Raw genomic sequence first — 17,822 nt, forward strand, 5'->3', positions numbered from 1 at the left:
AATATAATCTCTGTTGCTTAAATAGCGGTAAAAATTAGCTGTGTTTTGTGTTTCTTCATGGCTCGGCCGCTATTTTGTGGTATTTTGCATTGGTTAAACTCTGAAATATGTCTGCGTGCAGCGATGATGATCCAAAACTCTGGCAAGCCTTCCAACAGGGTGACAGCGCTGCGCTGGGCATTCTGGCTGAACGCTACTATCGTTCGCTGCGCAAATACGGCTTGAAATTTATCCAGGAAGTGGCAGTCGTTGAGGATTGCATTCAGGATGTGTTCCTTGAACTTGGCCAGGATCCTTACAAGCTGAATGTGAATGGCTCGCTGAAATATTATTTAATGAAAGCGCTGAGGAATAATATCTTCCTGCACCTCCGGTACCGGCAGCGCTTTCAAAATCCCTCTCCTGATTGGGAGCTGAGCCTCCCTGACGACTTCAATGCGGAAGCGCTGCTCATCGAAAAAGAACGCATTTCAGACATCAGCGCACAGCTGGATCTAGTCCTGGAATCCCTTCCAAAAAGAGAGCGGGAAGCCCTTTACCTGCGTTATTACGAAAACCTTTCCGTCGCCGAAATCGCCGGCATCATGGATGTCAACCGGCAATCCGTTTCCAACTTCCTTCAAAAGGCATTATCCAAGATCCGGGCCAAATGGGTGACCGCGATGATGCTCATTTTAAATTTGTTTTAATTTTTTTCAAAACGGAAGGGTATATCTGCCCGGCGAGTTCATATTAGGCGTGCAATCAATTTTACTGCCGCAAATGGACAATGCCTACGACCGTTTCCAAAGCCTGGACGACTTTTTGGAAAGTGACCGTTTTCACGCCTGGATCAAAGGGGAAAACCCCGCAGACCGTGCATTTTGGGAAGGAATGCTCAGTGCCTATCCGGAAAAGGTAACCCTTTATGAAACCGCAACAGTGATCCTTCTGAGAATGAATGGAAAAAGCGATGAGGTTTCAGGGGAGTACATCAGCGAAAAAGTAAGGGACATTGTGTCACAGGTAAGCCAGCCCCGGAAGGCGGGCAGGATCATGAGCATCCGCCCCTGGAGAATGGTGGCAGCAGCCATGTTGCTGCTCGGATTGGGATGGCTCGGATACCTGGCCTATTCGTCCCGTACCGAACAAAAACCCAACATCGCTGGTCAGGAAAATAAGGGTGATCCATGGCAAACCAGAGAAAACAAGAATGCCCGGCCGCTGCTCGTCAACTTTCCCGACGGCTCCTCGGTGCTGTTGAGCAAGGGGAGCAGTGTTCGTTTTGAAACTAAGATGAATAATACAAGCCGTAGAGTATTCCTGGAAGGTGAAGGTTTTTTTGAGGTGGCAAAAAATGCGAGCTGGCCGTTTTTCGTCTATACCAATGGGCTTACTACCAAGGTACTTGGGACCAGTTTCAGAGTTAGGGCATTTGCCGGGGAGGCTGAAATACTGGTGGTGGTAAAAACGGGTAAGGTGATAGTTACACCCGGCCCGGAAAGTGAAACCGGTGAATCGGAGAAAGGGGTGACACTTTTACCGCTGCAAGAAATCAGGCTCAATAAGGCGCAGGAGGCGTTTGTTGAAAAGCAAATAGAAACCGCGCCGGAAGTTCGTTCGGCAAAGACTTTGGACGCGATGCCGGTGTTGGATTTTCGGAACACGCCGGTTGCAGAGGTTTTCAACCGCCTCGAAAAAGCCTATGGCGTTCCCATTGCATACGATATAGAGAAGATGCGCAATTGCACCCTGACGGCCACGCTTACCGATGAGCCGTTTCTGGATAAGCTCCGGCTCGTTTGCCTGGGTACCGAATCCACTTTTGAAATGACGGACAATCAAGTGACTATCCATAGCAAAGGCTGCCTTTAATACCGATTCTGACTCACCAAAAAACTACGATATGGTAAAATTCAACTCCACGAAGTACCTACATTAAAAAAGGCGATAGTGCTACCAACACTACCGCCTGGTTTCCAGATTTTGAGATTGTCGTCACAAAATCCCTCTTGCGAGGGAGCTGGATTTATTTTGCCAATTCCAAAGAACTTTCAAAACAGTCAAAAATATGCAAATAAAACGATCCAACCGAGAGGTCATACGAAGGATTATGAAGTTCACGTTCCTGCAAAGTTTAATCGCCATTTTACTCATGAACCTGAGCTGGGCGCATGATGGGAAAGCACAGGAGATCCTGAAACGGAAGATCAGTATTTCCGTGCAGAACCAGGAGATAGGCGCGATTGTGGATGAGCTGGGCAAATCAGCCGAAGTTCAGTTCCTGTACAGCCGCGAAATTGTCTCTTCCCAACGGAAAGTCACCTACCAGGCCACCAATGAGCCGCTTTCCAAAGTGCTGGATGCATTGCTGACGCCGCTCAAACTCCATTATGAAGTGTTAGGCCAGCACATTGTCCTGAAAAGAAATGCAAGGTTTTCTTCCTTTTCAGACATGAAGATCGCTCCCGTTATGCCTGCCGCTAGTGCGAACACGGTGGCAGGCAAGATCCAGGATGAAACCGGCCTGGCGCTACCCGGCGTAAGCATTGTGATCAAAGGAACTTCTACGGGTACTACCACGGATCTGAGCGGAAAATACAGCATTGCCGCGCCCGAAAATGCGATCCTGGTTTTTTCGTATGTAGGTTTTTCGTCGCAGGAAATTGCTGTTTCCAATCGGTCCGTGATTGATATAACAATGAAAACGGATTCCAAAAACCTGGAAGAGGCTGTCGTCGTGGGCTATGGCACGCAGCGCAAAGTGAGCATTACCGGCTCGGTCTCATCTGTGAATATGGAGGACATGAAAACACCCGTTCGTTCGCTGAGCAATGCGCTGGCGGGCAAAGTGGCCGGGGTCATTTCCATGCAAAGTGGCGGTGGTGAGCCAGGTTACGATAATCCGAATTTTACGATACGCGGCATTGGGACGTTTACCGGCAGTACCTCTCCGCTGATTATAGTCGACGGGGTGCAGCGCGAAGATGTGAACAGTACCTACGGAGGCGCATTCAACAACATTGATCCGGAAGACGTTGCCAGTATTTCCCTACTGAAAGATGCTTCTGCCACAGCCGTTTACGGAGCGAAGGGAGCCAATGGTGTACTTATTATCACTACCAAACGAGGCGCATCGGGCAAGCCGAAAATCTCTGTGAAAATAGAATCCGGTGTAACGGGGCTCACTCAAATCCCCAAAATGCTGAGCGGTGTGCGATACATGCAGCTTTACAATGAAGCCAAGATCAATGGGGGAGAAGCGCCTATCTATTCGGACGAAACCATTCAAAAAACCGCCAGCGGCCTTGATCCGTACCTATATCCCGATGTGAACTGGACGAAGACGATCTACAAAAACCTGGCGACGATGTACAATGCCAATGTGAATGTGAGCGGTGGCGGCGATGCGATGAAATACTACGTTTCGCTTTCGTTTTACGATCAGGACGGGCAATATAAGGTCAAGGAACTGAACAATTACAATCCAAACCTGAACTTCAAACGTTATGATTTCAGGAGCAATGTGGATGTGAATGTCAGTAAAACAACGGTTTTGTCGCTCAATCTGGCTGCCATGCTGGTGAATAGTAAATATCCCGGCAACTCGGCGGGCAATATCTGGTACGCCGCATTTGCAACCAACCCGATTTCTTTTCCGGTTTCCTATCCGGATGGAAAATTTGCCGGGCCAAGAAACAATGGTGGAAGTAACCCCTATAACCTCGTGCAGAATGCCGGTTACAGCACTGAGTTTAAGCCTTCGATACAGTCGGTGATTACATTAAGCCAAAACCTGAACAGCATTACCAACGGCCTGAGCGCCACGGGCCGGTTTGCATTTGATACTTACGGCGAGTTTGGTACCAACAGGAGTGGTACCAACGATCTTTGGTATGCAGGCTCGCGGAACCCGCAAGGTAACCTGGTGATAGAGCAGGTACGCACAGGTGCAACCTACCTGGGCTACTCCACCTACTCGGCTGGAGAACGCATCATGTACCTGGAAGGGAACGTTGCGTACGACCGCACATTCGGGGCGCATAACTTTGGCGGTTTGCTAGTCTACAACATGCGTAACCGGGTGATCGGCACGGCCGATAATTTGAAGCGGTCGATTCCATACCGTTCGCAAAGCATGGCTGGGAGAGCGACTTACGCATTTAAGGACAAGTACCTCGCCGAAGTGAACCTGGGCTACACAGGCTCCGAGAATTTCCAGAAAGGAAACCGGTTCGGATTTTTCCCGGCTGCGTCTTTGGGTTGGGTAGTTTCCAACGAAGACTTTTTCCAGCCATTAAAATCAGCCATACCATTGTTAAAGCTCCGGGTTTCGAGGGGAGCCACGGGTAACGACCAGATCGGTGCCGGCGATCGCTTTGGCTACCTGACCTACATTGATGGAGCAAATGGTACATCCTTCGGACTGGGGCCAACCAGTTACGGCGGGATTTCTGAAAGTGTGATCGGGGCAAAGAACCTGCGCTGGGAGAAATCACTGAAAGACAATCTCGGTCTTGAAATCGGACTTTTTAATAAAATCAATATCGTAGTCGATGCTTTCAGGGACCAGCGCAAAGACATTCTTATTAACCGAAATTCTATTTCACCCATTGCCGGATACAGCGGTTTGCAGATTTATGCCAACATGGGCGAGATGATCAACAAGGGCATTGACGGAAGTGTAGAGTACAACGACCGTTTCGGAAAAGATCTCACGCTGAGGGTTTTTGGAAATCTTACCTATGCTAAAAACACGGTACTTTTTGCCGACGAACCTACCCGTATGTATGCGTACCAGCAGTGGGCGGGACATTCGGCAACCGACAAAACGGGCTTTATCTCCCAGGGACTATTTACAAGCCAGGATGACATAGATGCCAGTGCACCACAGTTCCGTACCGTTGCACCGGGCGACATGAAGTACCAGGACCTGAGCGGGGATGGCCTGATCAATGATAATGACTGGCAATACCTGAACAAATCTTCGTTTCCGAAATGGTCCTACGGTTTCGGGTTTTCTTCGGGCTACAAAAAATTTGACATTTCGGTACTTTTCCAGGGTGTGGCCGATGTGGCGATCATGGCCAATGGTGGCGGAGTCAATGGAGGCAATAATGGGGCGTCCGGGGTGGGCGTGGTGCCTTTTGCCGGGATGGGACAGTACCCGGCCAATGTGCTCGCCAATGTGGAAAGCCGCTGGACAACCGATAATCCCAGCCAGGATGTGGATTATCCCCGCCTGAACATTACCAACCTGAGCGATAACAATTACAGAGGTAGTACGTGGTGGCTCAAAGACGGCAGCTTTTGCAGGCTCAAACAAGCGAGCCTGGGATACACGATCTCTTCCACGGGACTGAAAAAGGCTGGATTTGCGAACTTGCAGCTTTATCTGGCCGCTACCAACCTGCTCACCTTTTCAAAATTCAAGCTTTGGGATCCTGAACTGGGAGATAATGGTGCAAAATACCCTTATGCCCGCACATTTACCCTCGGTATCAGAACACATTTCTAACACCTTTACGTCAGAACAGATGAAAATCAATATACGCATTGTCCATCTATTAGCCCTGTTTTTACTTCCCCTGATCATGGCCTCCTGCGAGTACCTGGACCAGCAGCCCGACAACCTGCTGACCGGCGATCAGATCTGGCAGACACGCGCCAATGCGGAAGCATACCTGTACAACATTTACTCGTATGTACAGGCTTCCTCCGATGGTGGCGATTACCGTGCGATGGGTACCTCGGACGAATCTTCGATAAGCATTCCGGGTGTGAATGCACGGCAAATGGTAAGCGGTAACTGGAGTGCGGCAAGCTTCTATTACTACACCTGGGGCGACTACTATACCGCCATCCGAAAGTCATTTATTTTTGAGGAAAATATAGATAAGGTACCCTCCGACCTGCTGAGCAACGAACTGAAAGTACAGTATAAGTCAGAAGTGCGGTTTTTGAGAGGATGGTTTTACTGGAAAATCCTGCAACAGTACGGGCCTTTTGTGAAGCTGACTGCCGTACTTGGCCAGGACGAGGACTTTAACCAATATGCCCGAAGCTCATTTGAAGAATGCGTAAGCCATATCAACGAGCTAATGGATTCCGCTGTCCCGGACCTGCCGCTGCAATGGAGCTCATCAAGCAACTATGGCCGGCCTACCAAAGGCGCTTGCCTGGCTGTGAAATCACAGCTTGCCCTGCTGGCCGCCAGCCCCCTATGGAATGGAAATGCCTCCTTCGCGAGCTTCAAAAACAAAGACGGCGCTGCACTGGCACCTCTGCAATACGACGCAGCCAAATGGAAAATCGCTGCCGATGCCGCAAAAGCGGTGATCGACGCGGGAGCTTATCACCTCTACACCAATCTGGATTCGGGGGACGATACTTTTGATCCCTACCTTTCTGTACGTAACATTTTCCTGACTACCTGGAATAATGAGATCATATTCGGGAAGGCCACATGGTCGCGCTGGGGCTTTACTAAATGCGCCTCACCAGGGCCGGGCGGGTATAACATGTACAATGTGACGCAGAATCTGGTTGATGCTTTTTATACCAAAAATGGCCGTACGATCACTGACGCGAAGTCGGGCTACCTCGAATCTGGGTTTTCGAGCACCGATGGGGCCAAATACTGGGAACACAAGAAGGGCCAGTGGAACATGTATGCGAACCGGGAGCCGCGTTTTTACGCTTACGTCCTCTACAATGGCAGACCGGTGCTACCTGCACCGACAACGGACGACAAAAACTATTACTCATCGCCCGCTAATGTGGACGGTACCGGTCGGTCCGAGTTCTACTATACTGGCAAATCAGGCCAGAAGTCAGCAGGAAGTAACAACATTACAGGTTACAATGTCCTGAAAAGGATCAGCCCAAGCGACAATATTCGCTACGACGCCACTTCACATCAAGGGCCGTATATACTGTTACGTTACGCGGAGATCCTGTTGAATTATGTAGAAGCATTGAACGAATCCGACCCCGCGAACGCAGACGTAGTACGCTATCTTAACCTCGTGCGGGAACGCGCCGGACTTCCTGGGATCGAAAAAGTATACCCAGAAGCAGTCGGTAATAAGGAACGGATGCGCGCATTGATCCTCAACGAACGGCAGGTGGAGCTATGCTTCGAGGATGACCGCTACAATACATTGGTAAGAAGGCTGCTGCTGGGCAAAACCGAAAATCAGACGGTTTACGGGTTAAATGTGAATGCTGACGACGGTGGCCAAGGCTTTTCTTTCACCGGTTTTTACAAGCGAACGCTCGTTCAGAAGCGTACCTGGAACGACAAAATGTACCTGTTCCCGATTCAGCAATCCGACATTGAAAGAGACAGGGCGCTGGTGCAAAATCCGGGCTGGTAAGCGTGTATGATGTTCATAATCCATTTTAAAGCATTCAAATCATGGTAAATTATAAAGTAGGAAAGCTGCTGCTGGCATTGCTGTTGCTCGCGGCCAGCTGTAAGGACGATACCTTCGAACATAATCCTTCATCGCCGATTGTAATCAACAGTTTTTTACCTGCACAGGGTAGCGGCGGTACCGAAATTCTGATCAACGGCGCCAATTTTGCAGGGGATACTTCACGGATCAAGGTAATGATCAATGGCGTTCCGTTACGGATCATCGGTGTCAAGTCGGACCAGCTCATGGCGGTTGTTCCGAAAGGCGTTGGGACAGGGCCTGTTACCATTCAAATTGGTGAGAATCAGGTGCAGAGTGAGGCGGTTTTTAATTACAGCTACACCCGCACCGTTACCACCCTTGCGGGTTCGGGTGAGGCAGGTTTTGCGAATGGAAAGGGCAGTGAAGCTTCCTTCAACTTTTCCGGTCAAAACTGGTACAGGAGCTCCGGCATTGTCGTAGATGACCAGCTCAATGTGTTTGTGGCTGATCCGGGGAATCATTGCATCCGCAAAATCGATAGCGCCGGCAATGTAACCACGCTGGCCGGAGATCCGGGCCAATCCGGTTTTGCGGATGGGAAAGGAAGTAAGGCACGTTTTTCACTGCCTTATTCATTGGCCATTGATCCAAGCGGCAACCTGTACACGGCAGATCCGGGCAATGGTGATATTCGCCGCATCTCACCGGACGGCACGGCGGTAACGTGGGCCATGGCTAAGCAGGAGCCGTGGAGTGTCGCTTTTGACAAGAAAACGGGCATGGTTTATTACACCAGCTGTAATGCATCCGGCAATATTTACCCGATCAAGCAGCAAAATGTCAGCGGCGATCCGATCGTTTCAGGGCTTCTGTACCCAGCCGGAATCGCATTTGATACTGATGGAAACTTATATGCTTCGATGAATGGCGAACAGGTGATCCGCAACTTTTCGGCTGGAACCTGGCAAAACAAAGTCCTTGCCGGCCAGGTAGGAACGCCTGGTTACGTGAATGGGGCACCTACCGCTGCCCGATTTTCTTCTCCGTGGGGTTTGGCAGTGGACGCCAAGGGTAACATATATGTGGCTGGCAATGGTACCTGGGACGGTGGTGCTTACAATGCGGATCAAAGCATTCGCATGATCCAGTCGGAAAGCTGGCTCGTAAGCACATTCGCGGGCTCAGGCGTAGCAGGCTTTGCGGATTCCGTAGGCGAGTCGGCCGCGTTCAGCGCCCCTACCGGCGTCGCTGTTGACAAAAGCGGAACGGTATATGTGCTCGATAAGATCAACAACCGGGTACGAAAGATTGTCTCCGAATAACAACTCTGCTTTTTCAACTCAAAACCGTCAGTAGCCAATCCCGGTAGCTGACGGTTTTGAATGTACTGGCCTTACCATCATCGGGGAGGACCCACTTTTACTAGTCGCTTAGAATACTTTTATTTATTGATCTTTTTTTGATATATCTTATTAGTATATTAGTGGTTATTAAAGATGATCAGCAATGAAATCAGCAATTGGCGCTTCATTAATCTTGGCTGGGTTTTTGTTGCCTTGCTCAGATGCTTTCGGCCAGAGCAAGTTTGCATTATCTGTTACCGCGGCCCCTTTTTTTGGACATACCAAATCCAGAGTAGAGGCCATGTTACCTGATCCAAATGGTAGCGGAACACCTGCTTTGCAAGTGCTAAGATCGGAATCGTCCCCAAAGGGATATTGGATCGGTTTGGGCGGCAGATATTCTTTTTCACAGAAATGGTCCGCGTCAACCGGTTTATGGTTTAGGAATTCTGTATTTAAAACGTCCACCGGCAATAGCCGTTCCTATCAATTTTCTATTCCTTTTATAGCTAATTTTCAGGCATCAGAAAGGAAGTTGTCACCCTATTTTTCGGCGGGGGCATTATGGAATTTCGGTACGACCAGCCGTGTGAAAATTCCTGATGTGGGAACTGTGATTTTCAAATCCGATCGTAACACTGCAAAGATATCTCCCATGGTAGGTGCAGGCGTAATCTATCATTTTGCGCAACGATTATCGCTGATCACCCAACCAACTTTCAGCTATGCTATCCCTCCCTCGCGTCTCGACATTAACGCCTATCAATTGGGTCTTCATGTACAGCTAATGCTTAAATTGTGACCTGACGAAAGCCAGTAGGATGAGCCAATGTTTGCAAAAGCGTTTACCCGCACTCAAAGCTGTGGCCCACATCTATGGCCTTGTAGTGTGCGCCTGCCCTATACAACTGACATTAGAATGAGTCAAAGCCGACGGCGACAACCGTTGCACGGCTGAGTACCACGGGAAAGCTTTGCCGAAGTCATATCGCTTGGCTGAAATAGAAAAAGCTGAAATAAACTGAAGATGTTAGGAAGATTTGATAGTTTGAAGATAAGTTTCAGCAATATTTCGGCCAAGAAATTGAATCATGATCAAAAATGTAGCGATAAGCGATTTCCTGGACCTTGGAGGCACGGTTACTTTGGCCGATGTACGCACACCGGCTGAATTTGAGCACGGGCATATACCCGGCGCGTTTAATCTTCCATTGTTCAGCAATCAGGAGAGAGTTCTCGTGGGAACGACTTATAAACACGTCGGTCGTGAGCAGGCAATTCTGCTGGGTTTTGATCTTACTGGCTCTAAGTGGTCGGGATTTATCAGAGAGGCCATTGAAAAAGCACCGGATAAAAAAATTGCTGTGCATTGCTGGCGTGGCGGCATGCGGAGTGGCGCCATGGCCTGGGCACTTGATCTGTACGGTTTCGAAGTATATTTAATTGAGGGCGGATACAAAAGCTATCGGAGGTGGGCACACCAACAGTTCGAGGCCAACCACCGGCTCTGCCTGTTGGGAGGTATGACAGGTTCAGCCAAAACGAAGATCCTGCACGAGCTTAGAAAACTGGGCGAGCAGGTAATCGATCTCGAAGACCTTGCCCAGCATAATGGTTCATCGTATGGGACGATGAACAAAATGATCCAGCCAACCCAGGAGCAATTTGAAAACAATCTGGCTGAGCAGCTCAAAGATCTGGATAGGGCCGTTCCGGTATGGGTGGAAGACGAAAGTTTGAACATTGGTAAGGTTTCGGTTCCCAGGCCTTTTTGGCATCAGATGGCAAATGCGGTACAGATTAATCTGGAAGTAGGGTTGGAGCAGCGTATCGAAGAATTGGTGAAAGTTTATGGATCGCTGGACAAAGATTTTCTGGTTACCTGCACGGAGCGTATCCACAAGCGGCTTGGGCCTGTTCAGACCAAACAAGCCGTTGCTGCAATCAGACAAAACAGGATGGCTGACTTTATCAGGCTTGTTTTGGTTTATTATGACAAAACCTATCTTAAAAGTTTGAGCAAAAAAGAGGATGCTAAGCTGTTTTCCTTCTTGATCGATACCGACCAACATGCAGAGAATGCGCTGAGCATATTAGATTTTAGAAAAACCATTCCAAGCATAGCGTAATCATGGAGAGCACTGATATAAAACTGACGCAATATTCCCATGGAGCAGGCTGTGGCTGTAAGATAAGCCCGGCGATCCTGGACAAAATATTGCACAGCCCGATAAGCCACCAGGCGGATCCGAGGCTTTTAGTAGGAAACGACAAACGGGACGATGCCGCAGTGCTTGATCTGGGCAATGGGACAGCATTGATTTCAACGACTGATTTTTTCATGCCAATCGTCGATGATGCTTACGACTTTGGGCGTATTGCTTCTGCAAATGCGATCAGTGATGTGTATGCTATGGGTGGTAAGCCCGTTCTCGCTATCGCAATTTTGGGCTGGCCCATTGACAAATTACCTCCCGAGGTAGCGCAAAAGGTACTCGAAGGGTCTCGGGCAGTGTGTGCTGAGGCAGGTATTACGCTGGCCGGTGGGCACAGTATTGATTGCCCCGAGCCTGTTTTTGGACTGGCCGTTACCGGACTCGTAGATATTGCTCAATTGAAACAAAACTCAACTGCGACAGAAGGGTGCAAGTTGTACCTCACCAAACCATTGGGCGTAGGGATACTTTCAACTGCGCAAAAACGCGGTATATTGCTGGAAGAAGACGCAGCGTTAGCATTGAGGAGTATGACCACGCTCAATAAGCTGGGAGAACTTTTTGGCAAGATGGATGCAGTGAAGGCGATGACAGATGTGACAGGATTTGGGTTACTGGGCCATTTGTCTGAAATGTGTGAAGGAAGTGGGTTATCGGCGGTGATTGAGTTTGAAAAAGTGCCCGTTATTGAATCGCTTCCTTTTTATATTGCCAAAGGATGCTTTCCGGGTGGGACAACCAGAAATTGGAGCAGCTATGGCCACAAAGTAGGCAGCCTGACAGATTATCAAAAATATGTACTGGCTGATCCTCAGACCAGTGGGGGATTGCTGGTTGCCGTGTTAGCGGAGCAGGCCAGCGCTTTTGAAAATGAGCTTGCAGCTCTTAACCATTATTTCGTATCATTGGGCACACTAAGGCCTAAGGATGCAGGCCCACTTATCGTTGTCGAATAGGGGCTTTTATAATTTGAATCAATGTTTTAGAGATTTTAAAACTTAAAAAAACTAAATGGTATGAAAAACTTAACAAAGGTTTTAGGCTTTATTTTTACAATATGCTCAACGATGGCTAGTCAGGCCCAGGAAGTAACCGAACCATGGACGGAGGCACAATTAAAACCGACCCAGGAACTGGCTGATCAGATCAACGGGTCCGGCAAAGTCAAACCGACGGTCATTAACATTGGTCCGCAGGCGGTGATTAAAGGTTCTCTGGATGCCGGCCCGGGTAGTGAAAAAGAGAATCTGAAAAAATTGGAAAAAATCTTGTCGAAGCACGACAAAAATCATGAAGTGGTACTCTATTGCGGCTGTTGCCCATTTGCAAAATGCCCCAACATCCGACCGGCTTTCAAGCTGATTCAGGAAAAGGGATTTACGCAGGCCAGATTGTTAAACATTCCTAAAAATATCAAGACCGACTGGATAGATAAGGGCTATCCGGTGAATAATTAATTCGCCTGATGATGTTTAAAAACCAATGTAAATTCTTCATCATTTGCATCTTACTGATCGGATGCAGCAGCGTCAGGGCCCAGTTTATTGAGATAAAGGAAGGTAATGTGGCACCGGAAATCAGGTTGCCAAATTTGAAAGGAGACACGATTGCACTGTCGTCTCTTCGCGGAAATTTGGTACTGATTGATTTCTGGGCGAGCTGGTGTGCCCCTTGTGTCGAAGAGCAGCCGGAATTGAAACAATTGTATTTTAAGTACGCCGACTCCAATGGTAAGGGTAAGGGACTGAGGATCTTTGGTGTGTCTCTGGATAGTAAAAAAGAGGCATGGAATAAGGCGGTCCGAAAATACAATATTCCCTGGATCCAGGTCAGCGACCTCAAATTCTGGACTTCACCAGTCGCAAAGGATTATCAAATCGAAGCATTGCCGTTTAATGTAATCCTGGATGAAATGGGTGTTGTAATCGCAGTGAATTTACATGGTCATCTACTGAATGATTTTATTGACTCCTATTTGAAAGCAAAATAAGAAGATTTGATAGACAGCCGAAATGCTGGTCTTTCGCCCTCCAACCCTTCGGCTTCTACCCCATATAAACCCAATTCCGCCAGTTTTCAATCGATTCGCTCCGTTTATCAACCCTGCATAATCAGCCTCGCTTTTTATGCCAATTTTGATTTACAAACCACACAGTATTAAAGCCATGGAGCGGAACAGAAGAAATAGAGAAATAAAAATGCGGAAATTTTCCCGGCGATGTCGTCATTTCCTGGAAACGCAGTTTGACTGGATTGCATTGATCGTCATTACCTTAGTTACATTTTCTATACTGGTTATTTTTTAATTACTGCTGCTTCGCTCTTTGTATCATGAAAAAAATGGCCTCGATTTTCATTTACATTTCACTCATCTTCGTAGGAGTCTACCTGCTGAGCTGCGGGCCAAGCAGCTGGAAAGGCTACCGGGTTGAAAAAGGTGAAGTCGTCATTTACAGAGGTTTTCCGGCATCCCGGACTATCATATACGAAGCGGATGCGAAGTCATTCACAGCGATAAACGACGAATTTGGCAAAGACAAAAACCACGCTTTTTACCTTACGGGCATCATCCCCGAAGCCGACCCAGCCACATTCATGTACCTGTCGGGAGGATACTCAAAAGACAAAACGCACGGATATTCGAGAGACCAGCTGATCAGCCGCGACGGCTTAAATTTCAAAATCGTACCTGATCCCAATGAAATCAGGCCAGATATTACAATGGAAGGCAGTCCCTATGCGCATGATAGCAAACAGGTTTTCAAAGATGTATTCGTGCTGGAAGGTGCAGATCCGGCTACATTCACTTTTGTCCCCATGTTTAATGGCCAGTACCTGACGTATGACCGCTATCGTGTGTACTTTCAGGATAAGCCGATGGAAGGTGCCGATGGCGGTACATTCCGAAAAGTATCGGATTTTAACTTTGCTGACAAAAATGCGGCATGGGGCCTGGAAATGGGCCAATACACACATTGGAGCATAATTGAAAATGTTGACCTCGCTACCTTTAAAGGCATTGACAAAAATTATGCGAAAGATAAGAACCACGTCTATTACAGTGCTTTCATTGTAAAGGGTGCTGATGTCGCTACATTTAAGGAAACGGGATACCTGCTAGCCAGTGATAAAAATGGAATCTATTCATCCGGCCGCCCCGCCACTGCAAAAAAATAATCTGCCATGAATCAAAACATTACATTGACCCGGATTTGTTTGTTTTTTCTGCTCTTGCTGTCGGGAATTCGCGGCTATGCACAGGCATACACGATTGAAACAGTCCCCAACCCGAAGAAAAGCAGCAGTCCGGATTACGTCAGCAATCCTGACAAAATACTAAGTGCCGAAGCGGTGCAGCAGATCAACTCGATACTCAGGATGCTGGAAGATTCCACGACAGCGCAAGTGGCCGTCGTATGTGTCAATTCGATAGGCGACGCGGTTCCCAAGGACTTTGCCACTGCATTGTTCAGAAAATGGGGCCTGGGTTATCAGCAGAAAAATAATGGTCTTTTGGTACTGCTCGTCAATGATCAGCACCGGATCGAGATGGAAACGGGTTATGGCCTGGAAGGAATTCTTCCCGACGCAGTATGCAAAAGGATACAGGTTGAAAAAATGGTCCCGCAGGCTAAGACTGGGAATTTTGATGGTGCGGTAATCGATGCATCCAGAGAGATCGCGCGGCTGATCAGCCAACCAGAGGCGAAAGCAGAGGTATACGACAACTCAAAGTATGATCCAGGCAAACCGCTTGAAGATTCGGGCATATTTGTGGTTTTCCTGCTATTCGTGCCCTGTTTGTTTGTGTATAGAGGGATTTTGTTTTTAGCAAAGAAAAGAAACCCGGTTGCGGATCAGATCGAAAAAGCTGTATCGCAAGCCAAAGGGCGATGGGCCTGGGGTTTTGGGCTACGTATGGTAGTGCCGCTCATTCTGGGCTGGATTGTGATCGAATTGCGTGCGCCATTGTCCTTGCAGGGCTGGCAAATGTTAACCATCATGTATATATATGCAGGTGCGGTTGCGTGGGACGGTCGCAGGAGAAGAAAAAATGCATTTGAACAGCTTTTTTCGAACTCAACTGAACCCGAACGTTACGCTCGCGAAAAGGCATCGGGCTTTAATAACTGGCTGAATATCATTGTTTTTCCAATCCCTTTTGTCTGGTTAAAAATTCAGGATAACAAGGCATTGAATCACTTGCGGAATCATTCCCGCCAGACATCGGAAGGCTTTGTGCTTACCAAAGCACAAAAAAATGAACGGGATGCTTTTCTATCAGACTATCAGAAAGTAGAGCAAGAGCTGGAAACCGTCGACTATGACCTATGGCGCAATGAAAAGCATCATATCATGCAACTAGTCGGGTATGATAACATGGCCGGAACAAAGTACGAATATTGCAGCAAGTGTAATTCAAAAGCCATGTACTTTACGGGTGACCGGATTGTGAAGGAAGCAACAAAGGATCAGGAAGGAAGCGGCTTGAAAGAATACACCTGTAAAGCCTGCGGCCATCACCGCGAAACCGAATACGTCATTGCCATGATCGTTGCCGCGACTCCCTCAAACGTTAATTCGTCCCACACTTATTCTTCATCGGGCAGCAGCTCATGGAGCGGTTCTTCTAGCAGTTCATCCAGCAGCAGCAGCTGGGGAGGCGGAAGTTCTGGTGGCGGTGGCGCCGGTAGCAGCTGGTAGTACAATATGTGGTTTGGGAAATATTTTAAAAACCAGTCTGTGCAGAAACAAATTAAAAATCTGTCGGAAACCGAACGAGCACGCATTCTAATGGAATCGCCTTTTGAGGTAGGCTGCTTTCAGGGCACGGGTTATGACGTTTTTTTGAAAAGTGAACCTGATTTTGAAAAAGCTTACATACGCGGGCTGGGTCAGGTGACAGGAGAAGTGGCGGAAAACTGGATTATCGAACAATACATTTTGACACAAAATAAAAATGATGATTAAATTGATCGCCGGGTTGGTGGTGCTAATCGCTCTGTTGATTGGAGGAATAGGTTTTTTTCGCGAATACATCCCAGATTCGGCTCCAAAACCATATTTCGGGACCAACCTAACAATCAAACCGATAGATATTCCGCTGCCGTATTCAAACGGACTGATCTACGAGGCTTCCCCGGATCCATCAATCATCACCGGGCTGCGAAGAAAAGGTTCTGGTAGGTCGGAGGTGACCGGATTTGACCGCAAGACTGCAAAGATGCTATGGAGCATCAACTTTTCCGGTGAGCTCATCGGCCAGACAGACAAGGAGATACTCATGTATGAACCCGGTGAATCGACGGTATATTTTATCAATCCGGTTACTGGCAGGACCACCCGGAAAGTTTCGCCCCAACCCGATGCTTTAACCCACCCGTCGAGCCTTTACGTGGGAATGGCGTTCACGGACCTCGTTTACATTACCACCAAGCCGCTTTATGGAAGTGTTATCACAGACAAAGAAGGCGTTATAGACACAACACTGCACATTGGTATCACAGCCAAAAACTGGCTCACGAATGAAACAGTATGGTTTTTACCACCCGTCAAACAGATTGTGACCATTGAACACAGACCTGTCGTTTCCGGTGATAAAGTGATGGTAATTAACCCGGAACAAAAAATAAGAGAAGGCCATTCATATCAGATCGTTTCGCTCAAAACCGGACAGGAACTGTATCGAGGCGTGACCGAAGGTACTTATTTTCCACTGGGCAAAGAGCGGTTTTTTGAAAGGACCAACGCATTTGTACGGCGCATTGATCCATTCACGCAAAAAGAAATCTGGCGCATTGATGGTCATTTCCTGTTTGGCCAGCTTTCTGAAATGGGTGACCAGTTGACAATTATTTCGAGGCATGCGGACGGCTCCCAAAATAGCGTGCGTATTGTGAACAGCGTTACCGGTAAACCGATCAAAGAATTCGATCTGCCATTCTTTAAGGAAACAGTCATTAATGGCGCTTTTATTACCGCTGATAACCGAGTGTTCCTTCATTTTAAAGAAGCCGATTCGAAGAAGCCAGGGAAGCTACTCTATGATTACTGGGTACATTATGACCCCCAAACCCGGAGCGCCCTGTCGCGAACGCATTTTCACAGCGAATCAATTACCAGTTTAATTCCATTCATAAATCTATAATTACTTGACTAATGACAACTTTAATGTTTACACTCAGCACTATGTTCAGCCTTTTTGGAAACCCTGCAGTAGCACCCAATTCAGCTCTGGATCTTAAAAATTATCCGGCTACCAGAGATCAGATCAAGGCGCTAGACTTCAATGCCGTGCAAAAGATTACCGCATCGCCAACTGAAATAACGGTTAAAAAGGGCCTTGCGTCCTATTATACTTTCCTCAAAGTGCCACTTCCAGAAAACAATCCTGCGGCCGGAAAAAAGGCTGTTGACGCACTTGAAGCATCACTAAGTCTATACATGGACCCGTTGGCTTATGTAAAATTGGCAGTCATTTACGCACAGGACAACCCTGCATTTAATATCAAACAGGATCGGATCAAATCGTTGAAATACATGTCAATTGCATGGGAGATTGCTGATTTGTCGGACCGCGCCACGAAGGATAACGGATTGCTGACGCTCGTCATTAATAGTAGCCTGGGCCTGGGGGATGGCTTCTGGGCTGACAATGTGAATGGACGGTTCGCAATGAAAAAAGCGCTGGATACCATCCGTCCCGATGTGCTGGCGGCACGCAGCAAGTTCAAAAAGCTTTACAATCTGTCTGTAAAAGATGAATTCGCAGGATCTACCAATGTGGAGCGCCACTACGGAGGTTGATAGCCGTTTTTAAGGTGCTTTCCGCCAGCTATAAAGCCAAAGTGGTAATCAGTGTAGTTGCTTCATTTCGACAT

15 protein-coding genes are annotated in these 17,822 nt (G+C 47.8%); all 15 read left to right on the top strand.

Annotation, left to right across the window (positions count from 1 at the left end; all coding sequences use genetic code 11):
- Positions 1 to 107 precede the first annotated feature (107 nt).
- Complete coding sequence (locus ABIO93_RS12940; RefSeq protein WP_348068218.1) at positions 108 to 689, top strand: sigma-70 family RNA polymerase sigma factor; 582 nt, start codon at positions 108 to 110, stop codon at positions 687 to 689.
- A 73-nt stretch (positions 690 to 762) separates the two neighbouring features.
- A complete protein-coding gene (locus ABIO93_RS12945; protein ID WP_348068220.1) occupies positions 763 to 1,854 on the top strand; it encodes a FecR family protein in 1,092 nt (363 codons plus the stop codon).
- A gap of 196 nt (positions 1,855 to 2,050) precedes the next feature.
- Positions 2,051 to 5,497, top strand: a complete 3,447-nt coding sequence (locus tag ABIO93_RS12950; RefSeq protein WP_348068222.1) for a TonB-dependent receptor — start codon at positions 2,051 to 2,053, stop codon at positions 5,495 to 5,497.
- Positions 5,498 to 5,516: 19 nt separating this feature from the next.
- Complete coding sequence (locus tag ABIO93_RS12955; RefSeq protein ID WP_348068224.1) at positions 5,517 to 7,358, top strand: RagB/SusD family nutrient uptake outer membrane protein; 1,842 nt, start codon at positions 5,517 to 5,519, stop codon at positions 7,356 to 7,358.
- A 41-nt stretch (positions 7,359 to 7,399) separates the two neighbouring features.
- Complete coding sequence (locus ABIO93_RS12960; protein WP_348068226.1) at positions 7,400 to 8,704, top strand: IPT/TIG domain-containing protein; 1,305 nt, start codon at positions 7,400 to 7,402, stop codon at positions 8,702 to 8,704.
- 184 nt (positions 8,705 to 8,888) lie between these two features.
- Entirely contained in the window at positions 8,889 to 9,527 is a 639-nt protein-coding gene (locus tag ABIO93_RS12965; protein ID WP_348068228.1) for an outer membrane beta-barrel protein, read from the top strand.
- 289 nt (positions 9,528 to 9,816) lie between these two features.
- Positions 9,817 to 10,854, top strand: a complete 1,038-nt coding sequence (mnmH, locus tag ABIO93_RS12970; RefSeq protein ID WP_348068230.1) for a tRNA 2-selenouridine(34) synthase MnmH — start codon at positions 9,817 to 9,819, stop codon at positions 10,852 to 10,854.
- Between the two features lie 2 nt (positions 10,855 to 10,856).
- Complete coding sequence (gene selD / locus ABIO93_RS12975) at positions 10,857 to 11,897, top strand: selenide, water dikinase SelD (RefSeq protein WP_348068232.1); 1,041 nt, start codon at positions 10,857 to 10,859, stop codon at positions 11,895 to 11,897.
- Between the two features lie 60 nt (positions 11,898 to 11,957).
- Positions 11,958 to 12,398, top strand: coding sequence for a rhodanese-like domain-containing protein (locus ABIO93_RS12980; protein WP_348068234.1), 441 nt, complete (start codon positions 11,958 to 11,960; stop codon positions 12,396 to 12,398).
- A gap of 8 nt (positions 12,399 to 12,406) precedes the next feature.
- The gene (locus ABIO93_RS12985) at positions 12,407 to 12,931 is read left to right on the top strand and encodes a TlpA disulfide reductase family protein (RefSeq protein WP_348068236.1); all 525 of its coding nucleotides are present in this window, start codon (positions 12,407 to 12,409) and stop codon (positions 12,929 to 12,931) included.
- 341 nt (positions 12,932 to 13,272) lie between these two features.
- Positions 13,273 to 14,118 (top strand): DKNYY domain-containing protein, encoded by an 846-nt coding sequence (locus tag ABIO93_RS12990; protein WP_348068238.1) that lies wholly within the window; start codon positions 13,273 to 13,275, stop codon positions 14,116 to 14,118.
- A gap of 6 nt (positions 14,119 to 14,124) precedes the next feature.
- Positions 14,125 to 15,645, top strand: a complete 1,521-nt coding sequence (locus tag ABIO93_RS12995; protein WP_348068240.1) for a TPM domain-containing protein — start codon at positions 14,125 to 14,127, stop codon at positions 15,643 to 15,645.
- Between the two features lie 39 nt (positions 15,646 to 15,684).
- The gene (locus tag ABIO93_RS13000; RefSeq protein ID WP_348068242.1) at positions 15,685 to 15,912 is read left to right on the top strand and encodes a hypothetical protein; all 228 of its coding nucleotides are present in this window, start codon (positions 15,685 to 15,687) and stop codon (positions 15,910 to 15,912) included.
- Complete coding sequence (locus tag ABIO93_RS13005; RefSeq protein WP_348068243.1) at positions 15,902 to 17,089, top strand: hypothetical protein; 1,188 nt, start codon at positions 15,902 to 15,904, stop codon at positions 17,087 to 17,089. Before ABIO93_RS13000 ends, ABIO93_RS13005 begins: the two co-directional genes overlap by 11 nt.
- An 11-nt stretch (positions 17,090 to 17,100) precedes the next feature.
- Positions 17,101 to 17,748 (top strand): hypothetical protein, encoded by a 648-nt coding sequence (locus ABIO93_RS13010; RefSeq protein ID WP_348068245.1) that lies wholly within the window; start codon positions 17,101 to 17,103, stop codon positions 17,746 to 17,748.
- Positions 17,749 to 17,822 lie beyond the last annotated feature (74 nt).

It is taken from the genome of Dyadobacter sp., assembly GCF_039919315.1.
Taxonomy (GTDB): domain Bacteria; phylum Bacteroidota; class Bacteroidia; order Cytophagales; family Spirosomataceae; genus Dyadobacter.

Excerpts from the sequence above, each read along its gene's own strand:
- ABIO93_RS12940 (WP_348068218.1), top strand. The coding sequence starts at position 108 with ATGTCTGCGTGCAGCGATGATGATCCAAAACTCTGGCAAGCCTTCCAA.
- ABIO93_RS12945 (WP_348068220.1), top strand. The coding sequence starts at position 763 with ATGGACAATGCCTACGACCGTTTCCAAAGCCTGGACGACTTTTTGGAA.
- ABIO93_RS12950 (WP_348068222.1), top strand. The coding sequence starts at position 2,051 with ATGCAAATAAAACGATCCAACCGAGAGGTCATACGAAGGATTATGAAG.
- ABIO93_RS12955 (WP_348068224.1), top strand. The coding sequence starts at position 5,517 with ATGAAAATCAATATACGCATTGTCCATCTATTAGCCCTGTTTTTACTT.
- ABIO93_RS12960 (WP_348068226.1), top strand. The coding sequence starts at position 7,400 with ATGGTAAATTATAAAGTAGGAAAGCTGCTGCTGGCATTGCTGTTGCTC.
- ABIO93_RS12965 (WP_348068228.1), top strand. The coding sequence starts at position 8,889 with ATGAAATCAGCAATTGGCGCTTCATTAATCTTGGCTGGGTTTTTGTTG.
- mnmH (WP_348068230.1), top strand. The coding sequence starts at position 9,817 with ATGATCAAAAATGTAGCGATAAGCGATTTCCTGGACCTTGGAGGCACG.
- selD (WP_348068232.1), top strand. The coding sequence starts at position 10,857 with ATGGAGAGCACTGATATAAAACTGACGCAATATTCCCATGGAGCAGGC.
- ABIO93_RS12980 (WP_348068234.1), top strand. The coding sequence starts at position 11,958 with ATGAAAAACTTAACAAAGGTTTTAGGCTTTATTTTTACAATATGCTCA.
- ABIO93_RS12985 (WP_348068236.1), top strand. The coding sequence starts at position 12,407 with ATGATGTTTAAAAACCAATGTAAATTCTTCATCATTTGCATCTTACTG.
- ABIO93_RS12990 (WP_348068238.1), top strand. The coding sequence starts at position 13,273 with ATGAAAAAAATGGCCTCGATTTTCATTTACATTTCACTCATCTTCGTA.
- ABIO93_RS12995 (WP_348068240.1), top strand. The coding sequence starts at position 14,125 with ATGAATCAAAACATTACATTGACCCGGATTTGTTTGTTTTTTCTGCTC.
- ABIO93_RS13005 (WP_348068243.1), top strand. The coding sequence starts at position 15,902 with ATGATGATTAAATTGATCGCCGGGTTGGTGGTGCTAATCGCTCTGTTG.
- ABIO93_RS13010 (WP_348068245.1), top strand. The coding sequence starts at position 17,101 with ATGACAACTTTAATGTTTACACTCAGCACTATGTTCAGCCTTTTTGGA.